This is a genomic window from Romboutsia lituseburensis (assembly GCF_024723825.1).
Classification (GTDB): domain Bacteria; phylum Bacillota; class Clostridia; order Peptostreptococcales; family Peptostreptococcaceae; genus Romboutsia_F; species Romboutsia_F lituseburensis_A.
The window spans coordinates 3,711,802-3,732,860 of sequence record NZ_JANQBQ010000001.1 but is presented as its reverse complement, the minus strand read 5'-3'; the positions used below and the strand labels follow the sequence as shown (position 1 = coordinate 3,732,860).

Genomic DNA, 21,059 nt, shown 5'->3' with positions numbered 1-21,059 from the left:
CGATATATCGCACTTAGATATATCGTTATATGATATAGTATTTTATAATTAACAATTTATCTACTTTATTTTGTATATTTTTTATATTTTTGTACATACTCTAATTATCATCCTTAAAGTAGTACTAATTATCATTTATTTTTAAATTTTCATATTTCTCCAATAAAAAAAAGCAGGATATAATCTTGCTTTTTTTATTTTATATAAAAAGTTATTAGCTTTTACTTATATTTAATTAATGCTAAAATTCATAAAATTCGAGTAGTAAAATTCCAGTAAAATTTTCGATTAATAAACTATTTTTACTATATACTATCAAAATTGTTGAATTTTCCAATAATTTCAAATAAAATTATAATGTACAGTTTTTTACTATGGGGGTGGAGATTTATGAATGCTTCAGTATTTGTTGATATTTTAGAAGATAGCCCTTTAGCTTACTTTTCTTTAAGGGTTATAAAAAATAAAAATGGCAAATGTATTGATGCAAAACTATTAGATGGAAATAAAGCATTTGATTTATTATTAGAAGGTAAATTAGATAAAATAAAGGGGAAACTTTTAAGTGAAATAATGATTTCTGAGGATTTTCATAAGATAACTTTTACACATTTTTTTGAACTTAACGATAAGAATAAAAATACTTCTATAGCCTATTCTTCTGATTTAAATAGATATCTAAATTGTGAAATATATCCTGCAGGAGAAGATCTTTTTATACTAAGATTAACTGAGGTAAGCTATAATAATATAAATTTTTCTACAATTCTTAGAGACTCACCTTTTATTGTATGGATAAAAGATAGAGATGGCAGATATATTGATGTAAATAAAAAATTCACTAAAAAATGTAAAAAGTCCTATAAAGAGATTATAGGACGCTATGATTATGACATCTGGATTCAAGCATATTCTTATGCATATAAAAAGCAAGATAATGAAGTTATGAAATCAAGAAAAATTTGTTATTATCAAGAAGCTATAACGAGTGTATTAGATGATGATTTTGAAAAACATAAAATTTATGATATAACAAAATGGCCTTATGTAGATCCAGAAGGGAATGTACTTGGAACTGTTGGAATAGCGATAGAAATTATAGATAAAGTAGAACTTAGAGAAAATTTAAAACAAAATGAGGCTAATTTCACAGAAATTACTAAATACTCGGAAGAAGTGTTTATTATTTCTGATAAATACAAGTGTTTATATATTAGCCCCGCATTCAATAAAGTATTCGAGCAAAATCCAGATAAGTTATATAAAGATATAACCTATTTATCTGAGTATTTTCATCCTGATGATATATCTACTTCACATTCAAATGTAAACCTTGATGATAATGTAGAGTTTATAAAACGAATAAAAACTAAAAGTAGCTGTGATAAATGGATTTGGGGCAAAAGTTTTCCTATTAGAGATGAAAGGGGTAATACTATAAAAAATATATTCATAATTAGCGATATAACTAAAAAGAAAAACCAACAAGATGAACTTGAAAATTTAAAAGTAGATTTTTTCGCAAATATTAGTCATGAACTAAGAACTCCGTTAAATGTTATATTTAGTACATTACAATTTTTAAAATTAAAATCTAATGATTTTACGAATAACAAATTAGATTTTGTTAATAAATACTTAAATATTATAGAGCAAAATGGATATCGTTTACTAAAATTAGTTAATAATTTAATTGACAGTACTAAAATTGATGCAGGATATCTGCAATACTCTCCTCAAAACTTTAATATAATAAATTTTGTAGAAGATATTTGCATGTCTGTATCCGATTTTATATGTCAGCATAATATGACCTTGGTATTTGATACGGATACTGAAGAAAAAATTATCGGATTTGATTTAGATATGATGGAAAGAATTATATTAAACTTGCTCTCTAATGCTATAAAATTCAATTCACAAGATGGAAAAATAGAAGTTTATATAACTTGTGATGAACACGTTAATATATCTATTAAAGATAATGGTATTGGCATTGAGTCAGATAAGTTAAATAGTATATTTGGAAGATTTGAACAAGTAAATAATAAAAAAGTTCATAAAAGAGAAGGTAGCGGAATAGGCCTTTCTCTTGTTAAATCACTAGTTGATATGCATAATGGTAAAATTACTGCATCTAGCGAAATTAATAATGGTACTACATTTACTGTAAGTATACCTATTAATACCGTAGACGCCCCAATAATCTCAACTAATATTTCAGTAAATAGTGATAATAAAGTAAACAGAATGAATGTTGAATTTTCTGATATATATTTTTAATAAATAAGAATGCATAAACTATTAAAATTTAGTTTTTTGCATTCTTATTTTATTTTATTTCGTTAAAGCTTAGATAAAGTATAATTTTTTTTAATTGAAAAGTTTTTTTAGTTTTAAATTTTTTATGTTTTTATTAATTAAAAAATCTAAGTTATGCTATATGTTGAATTTATCTATAATTTGGCATAAAATAGTTATATAATTAAATTTATATCGGGGGGTATTATGAATAATTTAATCTTTAAAGAAGTAGTAGAAGATAGCCCTTTAGCTTATTTCTTACTCAAGTGTATAAAAAATGATAATAATGAATATATAGATGCTATTTTAATTGATGGAAATAAATCTTTTAGTCATTTAATCAATAGCGATTTGAATGATATAAAAAATTGCTATTTAAGTAATCTAATGGATGAAAAATCATTTAAGCAAATTAATTTTAGTAAGTTTTTTAAGTCTACTATTAAAACAAAAAAATCCATTTCTATTTCTTACTGTCCTAATTTAGATAAATATTTAAATTCAGAACTATATTATAGTGGTGATGATATATTCCTTATTCGATGCAGCGAGGTTCTTAACAATCAAATTAATTTTGCGAAAATTTTACAAAACTCACCTTTCTCATTTTGGATAAAAGATAGAAATGGTAAGTACTTAGAGGTAAATAAAAAGTTTGAAGAAAGATGTGGAAAACCTTATAGTGAAATAATTGGACATTCTGATTATGATATATGGCCTGACAAATATGCTAAAAAATATAAAAAACAAGATATTAACGTTATGAAAGATAAAAAAATATATCACTTCCAAGAAACTATAATAGGTCTACATGAATTAAATAAAAAATCATCTTCCGTTTATGATATAACAAAATGGCCATGTTTTGATACAAATGATAATGTAATAGGCTCTATAGGCATGGCTATTGAAATGATAAATGATGTTAAGTTAAGAGAAAGCTTAGTTAAAAACGAAGAAAATTTCACTGATATTGCAAAATATTCTGAAGATGTATTCATTTTAGCAGATAACGAAAAAGCACTATATGTAAGTCCATCATTTTATAAAGTTTTTGGTCAAAATCCTAAAAAACTTTATAAAGATGCAAATGATTGGTTTGATTATTATCATCCTGATGATATTACTAAAGAGGACTTATCAATTAATTTTGAAGATACATTTGAGTTTGTAAAAAGAGTAAATCCTACTAATTCGAAAGGTGATAAATGGGTTTGGGTTAAAAGTTCACCTATCAAAGATGAACGTGGAAATATGATAAAAAGAATTGTTATTATATGTGATGTTACTAAAAAAAGAAAAATGAATTTAGAATTAGAAAGCTTAAGAATGGACTTTTTTGCAAATATTAGCCATGAATTGAGAACACCTTTAAACGTTATATTTAGTGCATTACAACTTTTAAAGTTAAAATCTTGTTCTTTAGATGACGAAGAGCTAGAATACGTTTGCAGATATCTAGGTATTATAGAACAAAATGGATATAGACTCTTAAAATTAGTAAATAATTTAATAGACTGTACTAAGATTGATGCTGGGTACTTAGAATACAAACCTCAAAATTTTGATATTATAAATTTTGTTGAAAATATTTGTATGTCCGTTTGTGAATTCATTAATCAAAATGGCATGAACTTAATATTTGATACAGATACTGAGGAGAAAATCATAGCCTTTGATTTGGATATGATGGAAAGAATAATTTTAAATTTACTTTCTAACGCTATAAAATTCAACTCAAAAAATGGAAAAGTTGAAGTTAATATAAGTTGTGATGAATACATTAATATAAGTATTAAAGATAGTGGTATTGGTATTGCTGAAGATAAAATCGGAAGTATTTTTGGTAGGTTTGAACAACTAAGTAGTAAAAAACTTCATAATAAAGAAGGTAGTGGTATTGGACTTTCCTTAGTTAAATCTTTAGTTGATATACATGGTGGTAAGATTGCTGCTTCTAGTAAAATTAATGAAGGCACTACTTTTACAGTTAGTATTCCATCTATTTTAGTAGAAAAAAAATCAAATACTCCTACTTATAATGCTCTTAATGATTGTAGTAAAGTAAATAGAATGAATGTTGAGTTTTCAGATATATATTTTTAATATATCTGAAAACTATTTTTTCTATTTTTTACTAGCTTTTATTTCTAAAATACCAAATGCATCTTTAACTTCCACACTTGCTCCACTTTCTTTATCCTTAAATGTATACTCTGCTTTTCCATCATAGAATTCTTGACTATATTTACTATATTTTTTTTCGTCTTTGCTATTTTTAACTCCATTTATTTCAAAATCTATATATTCATCATATTCTTTTAAAACTTTTTCTACTGATTTAATAGATTCTTTAGGTGCAATTGCATTTATATATTTTAGTGCAATTTTAGATTCTTCTTTAAACTTTTTATATTCGTCTTTATGTAATCCACTTATCAACGTTAATTCTTTAATTTCTTTACTCTCTTTATCTACTTCCAAAGAAATATTAGTTTTTTTAGGATCTGTATTACCAGCTCCATCACAAGTATCATATATGTATTTATCATCATGTTCATGTGCTTTATCATTTATTTCTAGATTTGTTTTCTTTTTATAATCCTCTAGTGATGTAATCTTTCCTATCGTACATCCTGTTGTAGTTATCCCTATACATAGTATTGCTATAACTGATATATTTTTCTTATTTAGCCTTAATAAAAATTTCATATTATCCCTCCAATAAATTTCATATTTATTAATTTATATATATATTTAAATGCTTTGTGATTTTTATGTTTTCTATTAGTTTTTAACATATATATATTATCATATATTTTTCTCTTTTATTGACTTATATTAGAAATTTAATTAATTTTAAAATAAATTATGCTAGTCATTATATAAATATAATAACTAGCATAATCAACAATCTGTTAAATTTTATTTAGCATCTATAACCTCATGAGCCATTTTTACTAAATCATCTTTATCTAATTTAGAATCCATTGCTGTAAAAGAATAATATATACCATCTTGCTCCCAACTTAAAAATTTAAAAACATTAACCTCTACTTTATCTGAACCAACACTAAATACATATTTCCCTGAAGCCTCATCTTTCTTATCTTGTTCTGTCATTTTATAATCTGATGGAACAAATTTATATGTAGATGATAAATAAGATAATTCTAATCCATTATATTTATCAACCACTTTCATATCTTCTGAATTTTCACCTATCATTTTACCTTCCATACTTAGAGTAATATCTTCTTTTCCATTTTTATATACAAAATCTAAATCTTTTGATTTTGATAAAGTATTTCCTTTTTCATCAAGCCCTTCATTATTAACAATATGCCCTGATTTAAATTCATATCCATTTTCAAACTTTTCAACGCTCTTAGGAACAAATCCAAACTCATTATTCATAACTTCTTGAGTAGGAATTTTAGTGTATGTTGGTATATTACTTGAACTTCCTAATATTGAAAATACTTTTCCCCCTGCTAATGCTGTTGTACCCAAAACCATAACTGTAGCTATAGTAACTACTATTTTTTTTCTAAATGATACTTTACTAGTTTTTATTTTATTTTCCATTTCACCATTCTCCTCTTTATCTGGTAAGTTATTTAATGTCATACTCACCCTATTTTTAAATCTCTGTGGTGTATCTGGAAAGGCATTTTTAAAGTTAAAATTGTTCATAATGTACCTCCATACAGTCTAATTTAATTTTTAATAGCTTTCGTCCTTTAGCTAACCTACTTTTTACTGTTCCTGATGGAATTTTTAAAATCTTTTTAATTTCTTCAATTGAATACCCTTCTACATAATAAAGAACAATTGTCACACGAATCCTAGGAGGAAGTTTTTGAATAGCTATATATAAATCACTATAATCAGTTTTTTCCTCTTCTTTTATAAATTCAAAACACTCTTCATAAGATAATTTTACAATATCTTTACGTTGTAATTTGTAACACTCATTTATTAATATTCTTACTAACCATGTTTTGAAATATTTTTCTTCTTTCAATGTAGAAAGTTTATCATAAGCTTTTAAAATCGCACTTTGAACTGCATCCTCACAATCTTGATCATTTATCAATATAGATTTAGATACATTGTATAAAGTACGTTCAGCTTCAAGAACTTTTTCTATAAACTTTTTTTTATTCAATTACTTTCCTACCTTTCCTTGCAAATTATAGCGCTACTTCTTTGCTTTACACTAATTAGATACTTATCATAATAAAAAGGTTCATTTTATTTTTAAATTTATATTATTAGATACAATATTTTTTCTAAACTACACATTAGCAATAATAACATAGTTGTTATACCCTGTGTATTACATAAAAAAAGCAGGGTTATTTTTATAATAAACCTGCTTTTGATAAATATTATTTTTTATGCAACATTATCCTCTATAGATTTATTTCTTTCTTTTTCAATAAATCTATTAGCATACATTAGAAGTACTCCTGTAACAGGCACAGATAATAGTATACCTATAAATCCTGTATATTTTCCAGCAAGAGTAACAGCTAATATTGTAAAAATTGGTGGAACACCAACCTGTTTTCCTACAAAATAAGGTTCCAGTATTGCACTTTCTAATTGCTGAACAATTATCATAACAACTAAAACGATTAACGCCTTTTCAAATGAGAAGAATAAGTTAATAACCACTGCAACTATAGTTCCTATTATAGGTCCGAAGAATGGAATCATATTTGTTATAGCTGCTATTATACCTAAGAATAGTGCATATTTAGATCCGACTAAGTATAGTATCACTGTACATATTACACCATAAATAGTTGAATCTATAGCTTTTGCAACTATATATACACCTATATTATTATCTAGTACATTAACAAATTCCTTAATTTTTGTATAGTTATTTTTAAGTAATTTCTTAGATATTATATTTACGATATCTATAGCTTTTTCTTTAGATAATAATAAATATATTGATATAACTATACCTAAGAATATATTTACTGTATATGAAACTACAACACTCATTAAATTTATTACAACTTCACTAATTATTGTTGCTGTTGATGTTGATAATGGTACTAATACATTTTTAATAAACTCATTTATCTGCGTTTTTGCTTCTGGATTATCTATTATATTGAACTTTAATCCAGATGATATATCATTTATTAAACTTTCAATTTGTTGCATTCCTTGAGGAATTGATGAATATAAATCATTTATATTGGACTGTATAACTGGAACTATAAATAGCCATGCAAAAACTATAATACATGCTACCACTCCATATATTAAAGCTACAGATAATCCTCTCTTTATCTTAAATCTACTTTCTAATTCTTTCATAGGTTGATTAAGAATATATGCTATTATAAATCCTATAAAAAATGGCGTTAATACACTACTTAGTGTAGATATATTATTACCTATAAACCCTACAATTTGAGAAAAATTCTTAAGTATTAATATTCCTATAAATGTAAGTACTATAGGTATTATATATCTTATGGATTTTAGCATCTCATTTTTTATTTTTTCCATATGTTGCTCCTTTGTTATTTTTATAATATTTTACACATTTGCTATACGTCTATTTTTTATATTTATCTTTATATCTTCAATTTTTCTATTGTTGACTTTATTTATAATAAAAGTAATATCTTTTAAATTAAATTCTACACCTTCATCTGGAATTTTACCTAACTTAGTAAGTAAATGACCATTTAAAGTGTCATATTCTCCTGGTTCTATATTTGTATTAAATCTATGATTAAATTCATTTACTGTTAAAGAACCCTTTATAATAAAATTATTTTCGTCAATTCGACTTATAATTGATTTTTCTTCATCATATTCGTCTTCTATATCACCCATAATTTCTTCTATCAAGTCTTCCATTGTTACCATACCACAAACTCCACCATATTCATCAAACAATATTGCTACATGGACTTTTTTTGCTTTTAGTATTTTAAGCAATTCATTAGTTCGTCTTGTCTCCAAAATAAAGTATGGTTCATGTAAAATCTTATCTAAATCTATATTGTTAAATCCAACTTTTTTTGCTTCAATTATTATATCTTTAACATATAAAATCCCTACAATGTTATCTATACTTTCTTTGTATGCTGGTATTCTTGAATAATTTGAATTTAAAATCGATTCTATTATATCATCTTTATCATCATCTAAATTTATTGCAAACATATCACTTCTTGGTGTCATTATTTCTCTAACCGTTTTATCATTAAATTCAAATACACCATAAATCATTTGCTTTTCATCATTTTCAATGCATCCATCTTTTTGAGATTGAGATATTAAAGCCCTAATTTCTTCTTCTGATACTTTTTCTTCAATATCTTCATCATTATTTTTAGTTATTTTAAGTACTAATGAAGTAGATAATGATAAGAATTTTATAAATGGCTTAGCAATTTTTGATATAACATAAATTGGCTTTACAGAAAATAATGCTATTTTTTCAGCTTTTTTTAAAGCAATCCTCTTTGGAACTAATTCACCAAACACAAGTGTAAAATATGAAAGTACTAAAGTTACTATTATCATAGATATTTCATTTGAGTACATTATATCTAAAGGCTTTAGTATTTGTGATAAATATGCTGATATTCCTGTTGCAGCTGATGCACTTGAGAAAAATCCAGCTAATGTAATTCCTATTTGAATTGTTGATAAAAAGTTACTTGGTTCCTTGATTAACATTTCAAGTAATCTAGCTTTTTTATTACCTTCTTCACTTAATTTTTTAATTTTTGACTTATTAACAGAAACTATAGCCATTTCTGCCGATGCAAAAAATGCATTAATAGCGGTAAGTATTGCTATTAATATAATTTGGGCCATTAAGGTCCCGGGGTCTGAATCTAAATTATTCATTTTCTCCTCCTAAATTTTATCTACTCTTTATATATATAAAAAAGACCTTCAGATATATACGCATAATTTTGAGTATATTTCTGAAGGTCTTGCTAACAAGTTTTATATCTTGCTAATCAACCGGGATAAAATCCGTCATGACGATTGATTATCACATATGTGAAAGCTACTCCCCTTCAAGGGATTTATTTTTATAAAAAAGATTATAATATATATTTTGTATTTTAGCAACATTTATATGTTATTTTAATTTATACAATTATGTGCGACATAAGGTATTTCAACCATTCAAAGGTTTAATCAATTTTTTGAGCAACTGGCGAAGTAGTTAATGAAAGGAGCAAAGCGACTTTTTTATTATTTAATTCATTAAGTCAAAGTAATCAAATAAAGTATATTTATCTTCTATAAAGCTATCAATTCTATCTTTGGCTAATGATATATACCAGCTTTTATCTAATATTTTAGGAACTTCTTTATCTATAATATTTGTATTCTCTATAAATACCCTGTCTGGTGTATTACTTATTTTCTCCACTTTTTGATCTGCTTTTATCTTCATAATCGCATTATCACTAGAATTTAAACTTGCAAATATCCTAAGAACTTTTAAATTTATCTTTTGCTTTCCATAAACTGCATGACTATACTTTCCTGTTATTTTTACACATTTTTGAAAATCTATAAGCTTGTTAGCATTATTTATAGTTGTTTCTATATCTATATTATTTATAAGCTTTTCTTTTATTGCTTTATTTACAATTGGCAAGTCATTATCTATTATACTAAGTTTTTTTACATAAGCACCTTTGCTTTTTATACTACCATCTTCTTTTATGTATACATAATTATTAACATCTTTTTGAATAATTTTTTTTATAAAATCATGTTCTAATTCCATTTTGGTTCTCTTGGACCACAATTTACAAATTTCTAAATATATGTCTACATCTTCTTTAGAATTAAATTTAAACATGACCCCATCAGTATTTCCTTGTATAAACTGCGCCCTATCTCCAAATTCAAGTTCTACTTTTTCTATTAAGTCAAGTAACAACAATTGACCATTTACACATATCGATATACCTTGTTTTGGATCATACAGTTCATTGTTTATATCCATGCAAGCTCCATAAGCACTATTTAATACAAGTTTCAAAGATTTCTCAATAGGATTATTTTCTCTTTTAAATTTAAATCTTGTATCTCTTATTTCTTTATACTTAGATGGATCTTTTACATTTCTACTCATTAAATCATATTCAATCATTATAGATGGATAAAAAGAGCTTACATCAGAATTTACTATAAAATCTTCTGCCATATATTTTTTTCTAGCAGAATGCAATCCACCCCATCCAAAATCTGTCTCTATATTATATACATTAGTTCTTAAATAGTTTTTAAAATCTCTATTATTATAATTTTCATACCATTGTTTTATATGATTATATTTACTAAGGTCTATGGATTCTATTATTTTAAAATCTTTTACATCATTGCGTTCGTAGTTAGGCTTTTTAGCACCTAATATGTATGCACTTAACTGAGCCTCTGTTTTATTGAACATGCTCTCATCTAAATTAAAATAATTTATAAGACCTAGCTGAGCTTCATATTTATAATAGACTTGTTCAAATACCTTATAAGTCATTTTAACGTCATGCATACAATAAGACGATAGTTCTTTTATTTCATCATTTGTCGGATATCTATCTAGCTCAAAGGATACGCTACTTTCCCTTATATCTTCTCCCATAAATAACTCTAATTCTTTTAAACTTCTATATGTATCACTTATTTCAAATATATATAACGGAATTTGATGTAGTCTTCTATCTATTTTCCAGCCTGAAATTTTTTGTTCTATTAATTTTTGTGACACTATACAAGGATCTAAATCTGCAATTATAGCTTTTAGTATCCATTGATCATATCCTCTTATATTGTACCCAATCCATACAGACTCTTTATTTTTATTATATACTCTTAATAATTCTTCTCTATTATTTATTATAATATGTTCTTTTTGAGTTTTATAATCTTTCATAGCGCACATCCAAAAACCTGCTTTAGATAAAATCTCAAAATCTATTATTATACGTCTTCTTTCTTTTTCCATAGCTCTTCCTCTATTCATATTTATTTATACTACTTATTATTCTATAATATAAATGCCATATTCTAAATTTAGAATATGGCATTTATTGTTTATTTTTAAATATTAAATTATAATTGTTCTATAACCCCATATCCATCATGTCTTTTGTATAAGATGCTTACTCCATTTGTATCTAAATCTTTAAATACAAAGAAGTTGTGTCCTAATAAATCCATTTGAATTAGAGCATCTTCTTGAGTCATAGGTTTATCTATTTTTAATTTTTTTCTTCTCTTTATTTTATTGTCATCTTCATCTATATCACAAGCTGCATATTCTTCTATATTTTCAAATTTAATACTTTCATTTCTATGCTTTCTTTTTAACACTTGTGTTTTATACTTTCTTATTTGACTATGTAACTTATCATATACTAAATCTATTGCTGAATATAGGTCTTCTTTAGATTCCTCAGCTCTAATTATATAACCCTCTTTTAAGTATATAGTTACTTCTATCTTCTGAGATTTTTTCTTTACATCTAACTTTACATTAACATCTATGTCATCCTTAACATACTTTCCTAATTTGCCAATCTGACTTTCAACTTTATTTCTAATTGTATCTGTTATCTCTATATTTTTTGAAACTATTGTTATGTTCATAATAACTACCTCCAAATAAGAAATATTTATTTTGCTAATGTATTTATGTGTTTCTTTGTACCTTTATTGTAGCTGTAAATAATTGTAAATGTAAGGCTTTTTTTTCATAAAATTTTCTGATAATATAGTAATTAAGGGGTAAATTTAACTATATTATTTTAAACCCACTTTTTATAGCATCGCTAGGACAAGATTTCTTACATTTACCACATCTTATACAATCTGAGTTTTTAGGATTTTCATAAATTTTTATATCCATATTGCAAAATTTACTACATATTTTACAGCCTGTACATTTAGTTTTATCTATACTATATTGATAAAAACTAAATTTATTAAATAAAGAATAAAATGCTCCAAGTGGACAAATATATCTACAAAAGGGTCTGTATATAAATATAGATGATATTATTAATGTTATTAACAATAATAGTTTCCAATTAAATAAAAATCCTATAGTTTCTCTTAATGATTCATTTAAAAGTCCTAATGGTATTCCCCCTTCTAGGGTACCGGCTGGACATATAAACTCACAAAACTATGGTTTTGCTATACTAAATTGATTTGTTAAGAGCATTGGCATAAGTATTACAAAAGTAATTAAAATAATGTACTTTAAATACTTAAGTCTACCATCAATTTTACTGTTTACCTTTATTTTTTTACTTTTTATTTTATAAAGTAAGTCTTGGAAAAAAACAAATGGACAAAGCCATCCACATATAAATCTTCCAAAAACAACTCCAAATAAAGACATAAGTCCTATTACATAAAATGAAAATTTATGTCTAATACCTCCTATAACAGCTTGTAAGGCTCCTATAGGACATGATCCAACGGCTCCAGGACATGAATAACAATTTAGTTCCGGAACACATATTTTCTTAGATTCCCCCTTATATATATTTCTATCTAAAAAACCTCTTAAGTTAGCATTGGTAAGTATAGTTGCAAATATTTGAGATATAGTTCTTTTATCCAATGCCTATACACTCCAAACATATATTTGTAGCTTTATTAAAAACTACCTTAACTTCATTTCTATAAACTCCACCAACTATAAATCCAATACTTAAAACTAATACACCATATTTTATAAATCGTTCTTTCATTTTATTTATCCACACTTTGTAATACTTCTTTTATATTTTTCATATACGCCTCTTTATTTTGAGCTCCTATTAAAGCATCTGCAATTATATTTCCATTTTTATCTACAAATATAGTTGTTGGGGCTGCTTTAACATTATCTAGTATCCACTTTGACAATTTCTCATCAGGAATTATATTATCAAACTTAACACCTTTTATTAAAGCTCTTTTTCTCATAATTATCATCTCCTAATTTCCAATAACTGTAATTTTATTTTATATTTTTATCTTGATACATCATATTTATTTAGATTTCATTATCATTACATTTTTGTAAGACAATAAAATCAATATTTAAATATTGATTTTATTTGTTTCTATGTAACTAGCATATCTCTTGAAGTTTAACGTATTATAAATTTAACCTTAAATAAACCTTAATTTCCCATTTATCAATAGATTACTTATAAATAAAAAAGAGATTACCTCTATTTTTGAAGTAATCTCTTTTTTATTTATAATTTAAACTTATTAACATTAAGTTCTAGATTTTCGGTTATTTTATTTAACTTATCTGCTGCATCTGCAACTGTATTAGCTGATGCTGTTTGTGTTTGTATTAAACTTGATATTTGTTTAGTTGCTAATGCTGACTCTTCACATATCTGGCTAATATCTTGTATTGAATCAACTACAGAGCTTTTAGATTCGTCTATTTCTTCTATACTTTTTAATAATTCATATACATTTTCAGTCATTTTTTCAAATGAATCAGTTATATTATTAAATGCTTCCATAGATATTTTCATTGCATCATTAGCTTCTAATATAGCTTTATTCGACTCAACTACATTTTGTTCTGTACTTATTATTCCGTCACTTATTTCAGTCATTATGCTTTCTATTTTTCTAGTTGATTCAGATGTTTTTTGTGAAAGCATTCTTATTTCGTCTGCAACAACTGCAAATCCTTTACCAGCAGTTCCAGCCCTAGATGCTTCTACTGCTGCATTTAATGCTAATAAATTTGTTTGACGTGAGATAGCATTTATCGCATCTACTATTTCACCTATAAATTTCGATTTTTGAGCTAGTACTTTGATATTTTCGTTAGTTTCATTTCCTATATTATTTGTAGTTTTTAGCTTATTTCCTAATTCCTCTATAGCCATACTACCATTATTATTATCTTGAACTACACAGTCTAAATTTACTTTTATTTCTTCTGTAGTTTCAATTGTCTTTTCGATTTTATTAGCTAAGTTACTTAACATATAAGCACCTTGTTGAGCTTCTGTTGCTTGCTTTTGAGCACCATCTGATAGTTCTACAATTGTATGATTTATATTACTAAACGATTCTTTTATATTTTCAGTTATTGTAGCTAAATTTTTTGATTCTATTGCAGTTTGATCTGAACATACTTTTATTTCAGAAATAGTTGTATGTAATGTGTCTCTTAAATCAATTACATCTTTGCCTATTATTCCTACTTCATCTCTACATTTTTTAATTTTTTCAAACTGTTCGTTATCTTGTAAGTCTAAACCGGATGTCATCTTTATCATGTTTGATATGTATTTTATAGGTCTACTTATGCTTATACCTATGATAAATGCAATTACAGCCACGACTATACAAATACCTATAGTTGTGTATATGTTTTTTGACAAGCTATTGTTAAGTTCTTTTAGCATATCATTTTCTTTAACTGCAATAGTCATTATATTTCCATTTTTTAATTTACTATACCCTAATATAGTCTCTTCATCACCATTTATATGATTTACAATACCACTTTCTTCTTTTCCTATATTTATACCAATCCCTTGAGTCTCTTTAAGTGATTCACCTTCACTATAGTCTTTATGAACTATATAATTCATATCTTTATTAAGTAAAAATGCATATCCTTCTTCAAATACTTTAACTTGTTCTATCATTTCTTTAAATTGATCAAAGAATAAATCTACTGCAACTACCCCCACTAAAGTATCTCCTACATAGATAGGTCTTGTATAAGCCATTCTCATACTTGATGAATGAGCATCTTTATGAGGGTCACTCCATATTCCCTCTTTCGCTCTTATAGGATTATAATACCATTGCATGTCTGGTGCATCATCTTTAAAGTTATCTTTTGTAAATTTATTTTTCTTTGTCAACTCTCCACCTAATGATTCTCTCTCATAGATTACTTGATGAGCTTCTTTAGTTATCTCAGGATTTATTATAATTGCTATTCCTAATGCATCTTTATACTCTTTTGCTAGTTTCTCTATATATAAATTAAGATTATTTGTATATTCTTTAATATATACATCATTTTTATCTAGCTTTTTTGTATCTAATGTAGTAGATACTAGATTTTCAATTGTATCAACATAGTCTATTGTTTTATTTAATGCTTCGTTTATTACATTTGCTCTATCTTTTGCATATAGTTCTACTCTTTTTTCTGTTTCTTTTTTTATCAATTCTTTGCTATTAATACTAGTTATCGCAGTTATTATTGTGGATGTTACTATACAACAAAGAACTATTGCAAATACTATTTTTACAGATATTTTCCTCATTTACCCCTCCAAATATTTAAATAAAATTCTTACTTATTATTTTCGGTATAAATGGTAATTCCTTGACTATTTTTTAATTATTTAGAAAACATAAACCATATTACCATTATCTTAATTTATAAAATATAAAGTATACTTATTATTGCTATTATAAATATTACGATGCCTATTTTTCCTGCTACATTTCCATTCATTATATATATAAATGGATTTAAGTAATATAGAAAGTTTTTTTCTTTATCTTTTTCTCTTCTTTCATACTCATCTTCTTTCATGTCTTCTATAACCATCATTTTTATCCTTGCATTAATTTCTCCCAGAACTCCTCTTTTAGCCATATCCTCAATATTATTAAATTCATTATTTACAATTTGTTGTTTTTGATCTTCGCTTTTGCAGTTTTTTAGAGCTTCTTTCAAGTATTTATATTCTACTACGGATTCTTGTATTAACTTTTTTAAATCTATATTATTTTCTTTTATAAATTGATTTTCTTTCCCTATTAATTTTTCTCCATTTATTATTTTTGAAGCTAATAAAATAGTTTTTTTCAAATTGCTTTGTTCCTTGTTAGAAAAACTAGCGGCTTCATTTATAGCAATCATTTTTATTTTGACTTCTGTCTTTGAAAGTAACCCTAATTTACCTTTTTCTTCTATATTTCTGACTTCTTTTGATATTAATTTATCCCTTTGATTTTGAGTATCACAAGCTTTAAGCTTTTCTTTTAATATATTACATTCTTTTAATGATTCCTTTGCTAATTTATTTAACTCTGGATATTTTTCCTTTATTAAATTTTCTTCACTAGAACTTAGCTTTTCACCTTTTATTAGTTTAATTACTACAGATTCCGCTTTTTTAAATTCATTTTGAATTTTATTTGAATATTTTATAACTTCATCTAGCGCTGATGTTTTTATCTTGGCTTGTACTTCAGATAAAGACCCATTTTTAATCATTTTAGATATATCATCTAATGCTTTTGATATTATTTTTTCTATTTCTTGACCTGTTTTACAGTATTTTATCGCTTCTTTTAAGTTATTACATTCTTTTAATGATTGTTCTGCAATTTGTTTCATATCTGGATACTTAGACTTTAAAAAATTCAATTCATTTTTAGTAGGTTTTTCTCCTCTAACAATTTTAATTGATATTAATTGGGCTTTTGATATTTCTTCTTGAATTTTTTTTAAAAATTGTGCTACTTCTTTATTTTGAAGTGATTCAGTTTTTCCTATAGATTCATTTGATATCTGATTTTGGATAGTTCTATCAACTTTATTATTCTGTAACTCTTGATTTTTATTTATATTGTTGATATCCCCTTGACCATAAATACTTCTACCATATGAGTTATTATTTATATTATTTACCATTTTTATATTTACTCCTAAAGTGATTGTTATTAAAATTTTAAGCTATCCTTATTTTATATATTTTTAAATCTTTTAACAATAATTTTTGTATATTTATGGTTTAACTATTTTTTAATAATATGTTAAATATATATTTTTATAGATTCTAATTAATAAAAAAGACAGCAAATTAATTTAACATTTTTACTGTCTTTATATACTTAATTTTTAATTGTATAAACTATTTTAATCTATTAATCTTTTGCATAATACAAAGTTCAATAAATATTTAATTAATTGGACTTTAAGTAAAACGAAACTTGAGCTCCTCCTAATAAGTTATTTGAAATATTAATCTCACCATTATGTTTTTCTACTATAGCCTTACATATATAAAGTCCAAGACCTGAATTACCAGATTTAGCACTTCTTGATTTATCCCCCCTATAAAACTTATTTAAAGCAAACTTTAAATCATCATTGCTAAATCCATTTCCATTATCACTTATTTTAAAATATAGTTTACTTTTGTATAAAGTAACTTTAATATCTATCTCTCCATTTAATTGAGTATGTCTTATAGCATTGCTTACAAGATTATCCATAACTCGTATAATTGAGTTTTTATCAAAAGTATATTCTGCATCTTGCTCTATATTTTCTGTAGTTAAATTTATCTTAATTTGCTTACTTTCTGACAGGTCTTTAAAGTTGTCTATTTGTTGATTTAAAAAGTCGAACACATTATTACTTGTAGGATTTATATTAAAATCTGAACTATCTAACTTATTAATTAAATTTAAATCATTTACAAGCTCAATAGATCTATCTGTTGATTTATCTATTGAATCTAAATAAGAAATCAACCTATCATCATTTTTATAAGAACCTTCTAAAAGCATTTCTACTTTACCTTTTATAATTGTAAGTGGACTTCTTAAATCGTGGGATAATCCAGAAATTATTTCTTTTCTTTCTTCTTCCATATTCCATTGCTTGTTTAAAGTATTTTTTAGCTCATTTTTCATTTCTTCAAATGATAATATAACTTCACCAAGTTCATTGTTGTAAGGATATTCTATGTTAAAATCTAAATTAGTTTCTTTTATTTTTTCTGTTGCATATTTTAATTTTCCTAAAGGATCATTTATATTTTTTGATAATATCTTTCCAAATAAATAAGAAAAAAATACTATATATATAAATGGGGATATCAATACTATAAATGTAATTAAGGAAATCAAAATTTGAGGTATGCTATCTGATGTAACAACTAGTTTATAATATAAAATTACAACACCTTTTAGTTTATAATTTTCGGTTACTATAGGAATATATTTTGTTACATTATTTTTTTTATCAACATCAGAAGTATTAATTTTATTAATCATATCACTTTGACTATATAATTCTTCATCTAGATTTCCATAACTATTATTACTTTCTAAATCTAAAACTTTATACTTAATTCCTTTACTTGGTATTATTTTATTAAATTCTTTTTCATAATCAGAGTTTAATAATTTATCATTTTTAGTATTTATATATTTTTCTATATCATAAATTTTTTTTTCATAATAATTAGCAGCTTTTATACTTTTCCCATTAAGCATTCCAAGTGCTAAACAAGCTGTTAATGTAACTGAAATAATACTACAACCTAAAACTAAAGCAAATGTTAATATAAACTGCTTTTTTAAAGAATATTTCTTTAGCATTCGTAATTATTCCCTTCTTCTTTTGTATTCCACTTATATCCCACTCCCCATACAGTTAGAATATAATTAAAGTTATCATTTATACAATGGAACTTAGCTCTTAGTTTTTTCACATGCTCTGCTACGGTGCTACAATCGCCTTCTGCTCCATACCCCCAAATCTTATCATAAATTCTATCCTTAGAAAAAATTTGTCCTTTATTTAAAGCTAAAAGCTCTATAATATCAAATTCCCTTTTGGTTAGACTTACTTCCTTTTCAAAGTAGAATACTTCTCTTGTACATAAATCTATTTTTAAATTTTTGAACAATAAAAAGTTATTTTCCTTTTCTACATCTCTTTTATCCCTTCTCAAATGAGCTTTTACTCTAGCTCTTATTTCTCTTATACTAAATGGCTTTGTTATATAATCATCTCCACCTATAGCTAGTCCATTTATAATATCATTTTCTTCAACTTTTGCAGTTATAAATATAATAGGGCACGTTACAATTCTTCGAATTTCTTTACACAACTCAAATCCATCCTTACCAGGCATCATAACATCTAATAAAATAATATTAGGTGCTTTATTTATAAGTTCTAAAGCTTTTTCTGAGTTATTTGCTGTATAAACTATATATCCTTCATCCGAGAAAATATCTTTTAGCAAAGATATTATTTCTAGATCATCATCTATTATTAATATTTTTTCCATTTTGATCCTTTCTTCCTAATCTAAATAATCTTTTTTATCAAATATAAAGACTGACGCCACGCTACTTAATAGTATAATTATAGTACAAATAATCATAAAGTTATTATTCATATTAGATAAAACATCAAAAATAGTTTGAGAACTTAAAAAGAAAAATACAAATAAATCATTTATATACATTGCTCCTATACATAATCCTAATGATAAAATATACGCTACTATTGAATTTTTAGATATTATTCCTACAATGCTGCTTATTCCCATAATTGCAATCATTATCAAATACTCTAGGGCATAGTATTTCAAATTGTAAATCATTGCACCTAATATCCCAAAATTTCTATCTATATTAAAATAGTTTGTTGATTCTACTCTATTCATAAAAACAAATCCAAAACTATTTCCTATAATATACATAATTAACATAAATAATCCTGTTATTAAAGCACAACTTACTAATTTTCCTATAATATATTGCTTTTTATTGTATCCTCTACCTAAAATCATTCTATACGCCCCTACTGTAAACTCATGATTAAAGCTTTCTATAAATATCATAGGACAAAATACAAATACTAAATATAAATGAAACTCTCTCATTATAAATGGTGCTGTATTTAAAGAATCTAAATATACTGTTGTATTAGGATCATAAAATCCTAAATCAAAAGTTCTTATAAAAAAAGCAAATAATATAAAAACTACCGTTGATACTATAAATAACCATCTATTTTTTTTACTTTTATACATTCTATCTAATTCACATAAAATTATATTTTTCATTTTTTCATCTCCTATATTAAATTATCACATTTATTATAAATAGCATAATTTATAATAAAAAATATTGAGATATAACCTAAAGTTACTAATAGACTAAATCCTAGGTGTATGCTATTTTGACCCAAGCCCAAGGCTATACCTTCATATTGAATTTGAGTTATTGATATTAACTGAAAAATTTTCAAATTTTTACTATCAAAAAAGAAAATTTGAATTATAAATGGATAAATAATAAATAATAATAATGTTGCTAAACTTACCCCTGAAGCTATTATCGTTGATTTACTTATAGTAGCTATAAAAAATATAACTATTGCCATTGTTGAAAGTGTTAAAAATGCAAATAAGTAGTATTTTAATGTATATATAAATATTTGATTTCCATTTAATAATGGCTCCCAATTAAATATTGCCACTTCATTTATTTTAGGTAGTGCTAAGTATCCAATTATATAACTTAAAACTAAATACGTGACTAAGTATATAAATATAGCACTAATAATAGTCACTATCTTTGCTAGAAATATTTGAGTTGGTCTATAGCTTCTTATAAGTACCATTCTAATTGATCCATTTCTAAATTCCTGTGTTACAGATAAAACTATAAGAAATACAACTACTAAGTTCAGTCCTAACATTAATTGCTCTTGCATTGCTGCTACCGGAAAGTTATGAAAGCTTGTAAACATAGGATTAGATATTGATACAACTTTGTTAACTGATAGATAATATTTTACTGAGGCAATTAATAAAATTGGAATTGACAAAAAACATGCTAATGTAGACTTTTTATAATATATTCTTTGTAGTTCACTAATATATAAGCCTTTATAATTATTAAAAAAATTATTATTTTCCATAAGA

19 protein-coding genes are annotated in these 21,059 nt (G+C 25.0%); 2 read left to right on the top strand and 17 right to left on the bottom strand.

The window, feature by feature from the left end:
• Positions 1-390 precede the first annotated feature (390 nt).
• Entirely contained in the window at positions 391-2,283 is a 1,893-nt protein-coding gene (locus NWE74_RS17980) for an ATP-binding protein (protein WP_258244342.1), read from the top strand.
• A gap of 225 nt (positions 2,284-2,508) precedes the next feature.
• Positions 2,509-4,410 (top strand): sensor histidine kinase, encoded by a 1,902-nt coding sequence (locus NWE74_RS17975; RefSeq protein ID WP_258244341.1) that lies wholly within the window; start codon positions 2,509-2,511, stop codon positions 4,408-4,410.
• A 21-nt stretch (positions 4,411-4,431) separates the two neighbouring features.
• On the opposite strand, the gene NWE74_RS17970 is transcribed toward NWE74_RS17975, so the two are convergent.
• From NWE74_RS17970 to NWE74_RS17895, 17 genes are all read right to left on the bottom strand, one after another.
• Complete coding sequence (locus NWE74_RS17970) at positions 4,432-5,016, bottom strand: hypothetical protein (RefSeq protein WP_258244340.1); 585 nt, start codon at positions 5,014-5,016, stop codon at positions 4,432-4,434.
• A 213-nt stretch (positions 5,017-5,229) separates the two neighbouring features.
• Positions 5,230-6,000, bottom strand: a complete 771-nt coding sequence (locus tag NWE74_RS17965) for a hypothetical protein (RefSeq protein ID WP_258244339.1) — start codon at positions 5,998-6,000, stop codon at positions 5,230-5,232.
• Entirely contained in the window at positions 5,987-6,475 is a 489-nt protein-coding gene (locus NWE74_RS17960; protein WP_258244338.1) for an RNA polymerase sigma factor, read from the bottom strand. The genes NWE74_RS17965 and NWE74_RS17960 overlap by 14 nt, the downstream gene beginning before the upstream one ends.
• 230 nt (positions 6,476-6,705) lie before the next feature.
• On the bottom strand, positions 6,706-7,842 hold the full coding sequence (locus NWE74_RS17955; protein WP_258244337.1) for an AI-2E family transporter: 1,137 nt from the start codon (positions 7,840-7,842) through the stop codon (positions 6,706-6,708).
• Between the two features lie 30 nt (positions 7,843-7,872).
• Positions 7,873-9,201, bottom strand: a complete 1,329-nt coding sequence (locus NWE74_RS17950; RefSeq protein WP_258244336.1) for a hemolysin family protein — start codon at positions 9,199-9,201, stop codon at positions 7,873-7,875.
• A 361-nt stretch (positions 9,202-9,562) separates the two neighbouring features.
• Positions 9,563-11,341: a hypothetical protein gene (locus NWE74_RS17945; protein ID WP_258244335.1), complete on the bottom strand. Its 1,779-nt coding sequence runs from the start codon at positions 11,339-11,341 to the stop codon at positions 9,563-9,565.
• Positions 11,342-11,430: 89 nt separating this feature from the next.
• On the bottom strand, positions 11,431-11,967 hold the full coding sequence (gene hpf / locus NWE74_RS17940; protein ID WP_258244334.1) for a ribosome hibernation-promoting factor, HPF/YfiA family: 537 nt from the start codon (positions 11,965-11,967) through the stop codon (positions 11,431-11,433).
• Positions 11,968-12,115: 148 nt separating this feature from the next.
• Complete coding sequence (locus tag NWE74_RS19150) at positions 12,116-12,394, bottom strand: 4Fe-4S binding protein (protein ID WP_309137298.1); 279 nt, start codon at positions 12,392-12,394, stop codon at positions 12,116-12,118.
• Between the two features lie 111 nt (positions 12,395-12,505).
• Positions 12,506-12,949 carry a 4Fe-4S binding protein gene (locus NWE74_RS19145; protein ID WP_309137297.1) on the bottom strand — a complete coding sequence of 148 codons (444 nt, stop codon included), beginning with the start codon at positions 12,947-12,949 and terminating at the stop codon, positions 12,506-12,508.
• Entirely contained in the window at positions 12,942-13,079 is a 138-nt protein-coding gene (locus tag NWE74_RS17930) for a CD1871A family CXXC motif-containing protein (RefSeq protein WP_258244333.1), read from the bottom strand. Before NWE74_RS17930 ends, NWE74_RS19145 begins: the two co-directional genes overlap by 8 nt.
• Before the next feature lies 1 nt (position 13,080).
• Positions 13,081-13,296 (bottom strand): hypothetical protein, encoded by a 216-nt coding sequence (locus NWE74_RS17925; RefSeq protein WP_258244332.1) that lies wholly within the window; start codon positions 13,294-13,296, stop codon positions 13,081-13,083.
• Between the two features lie 278 nt (positions 13,297-13,574).
• Positions 13,575-15,635, bottom strand: a complete 2,061-nt coding sequence (locus NWE74_RS17920) for a methyl-accepting chemotaxis protein (protein ID WP_258244331.1) — start codon at positions 15,633-15,635, stop codon at positions 13,575-13,577.
• A gap of 116 nt (positions 15,636-15,751) precedes the next feature.
• The gene (locus NWE74_RS17915) at positions 15,752-17,017 is read right to left on the bottom strand and encodes a hypothetical protein (RefSeq protein WP_258244330.1); all 1,266 of its coding nucleotides are present in this window, start codon (positions 17,015-17,017) and stop codon (positions 15,752-15,754) included.
• Positions 17,018-17,289: 272 nt separating this feature from the next.
• The gene (locus tag NWE74_RS17910) at positions 17,290-18,714 is read right to left on the bottom strand and encodes a sensor histidine kinase (protein WP_258244329.1); all 1,425 of its coding nucleotides are present in this window, start codon (positions 18,712-18,714) and stop codon (positions 17,290-17,292) included.
• A complete protein-coding gene (locus NWE74_RS17905; protein ID WP_258244328.1) occupies positions 18,708-19,412 on the bottom strand; it encodes a response regulator transcription factor in 705 nt (234 codons plus the stop codon). The genes NWE74_RS17910 and NWE74_RS17905 overlap by 7 nt, the downstream gene beginning before the upstream one ends.
• 15 nt (positions 19,413-19,427) lie before the next feature.
• The gene (locus NWE74_RS17900; RefSeq protein ID WP_258244327.1) at positions 19,428-20,195 is read right to left on the bottom strand and encodes a hypothetical protein; all 768 of its coding nucleotides are present in this window, start codon (positions 20,193-20,195) and stop codon (positions 19,428-19,430) included.
• An 11-nt stretch (positions 20,196-20,206) separates the two neighbouring features.
• Entirely contained in the window at positions 20,207-21,055 is an 849-nt protein-coding gene (locus NWE74_RS17895; protein WP_258244326.1) for a hypothetical protein, read from the bottom strand.
• Positions 21,056-21,059 lie beyond the last annotated feature (4 nt).

Coding starts and splice junctions, on each gene's coding strand:
- NWE74_RS17955 (WP_258244337.1), bottom strand. CDS start 7,842: ATGGAAAAAATAAAAAATGAGATGCTAAAATCCATAAGATATATAATA.
- NWE74_RS17910 (WP_258244329.1), bottom strand. CDS start 18,714: ATGCTAAAGAAATATTCTTTAAAAAAGCAGTTTATATTAACATTTGCT.
- NWE74_RS17980 (WP_258244342.1), top strand. CDS start 391: ATGAATGCTTCAGTATTTGTTGATATTTTAGAAGATAGCCCTTTAGCT.
- NWE74_RS17925 (WP_258244332.1), bottom strand. CDS start 13,296: ATGAGAAAAAGAGCTTTAATAAAAGGTGTTAAGTTTGATAATATAATT.
- NWE74_RS17930 (WP_258244333.1), bottom strand. CDS start 13,079: ATGAAAGAACGATTTATAAAATATGGTGTATTAGTTTTAAGTATTGGA.
- NWE74_RS17920 (WP_258244331.1), bottom strand. CDS start 15,635: ATGAGGAAAATATCTGTAAAAATAGTATTTGCAATAGTTCTTTGTTGT.
- NWE74_RS17895 (WP_258244326.1), bottom strand. CDS start 21,055: ATGGAAAATAATAATTTTTTTAATAATTATAAAGGCTTATATATTAGT.
- NWE74_RS17915 (WP_258244330.1), bottom strand. CDS start 17,017: ATGGTAAATAATATAAATAATAACTCATATGGTAGAAGTATTTATGGT.
- hpf (WP_258244334.1), bottom strand. CDS start 11,967: ATGAACATAACAATAGTTTCAAAAAATATAGAGATAACAGATACAATT.
- NWE74_RS17950 (WP_258244336.1), bottom strand. CDS start 9,201: ATGAATAATTTAGATTCAGACCCCGGGACCTTAATGGCCCAAATTATA.
- NWE74_RS17970 (WP_258244340.1), bottom strand. CDS start 5,016: ATGAAATTTTTATTAAGGCTAAATAAGAAAAATATATCAGTTATAGCA.
- NWE74_RS17965 (WP_258244339.1), bottom strand. CDS start 6,000: ATGAACAATTTTAACTTTAAAAATGCCTTTCCAGATACACCACAGAGA.
- NWE74_RS17975 (WP_258244341.1), top strand. CDS start 2,509: ATGAATAATTTAATCTTTAAAGAAGTAGTAGAAGATAGCCCTTTAGCT.
- NWE74_RS17905 (WP_258244328.1), bottom strand. CDS start 19,412: ATGGAAAAAATATTAATAATAGATGATGATCTAGAAATAATATCTTTG.
- NWE74_RS17900 (WP_258244327.1), bottom strand. CDS start 20,195: ATGAAAAATATAATTTTATGTGAATTAGATAGAATGTATAAAAGTAAA.
- NWE74_RS17945 (WP_258244335.1), bottom strand. CDS start 11,341: ATGAATAGAGGAAGAGCTATGGAAAAAGAAAGAAGACGTATAATAATA.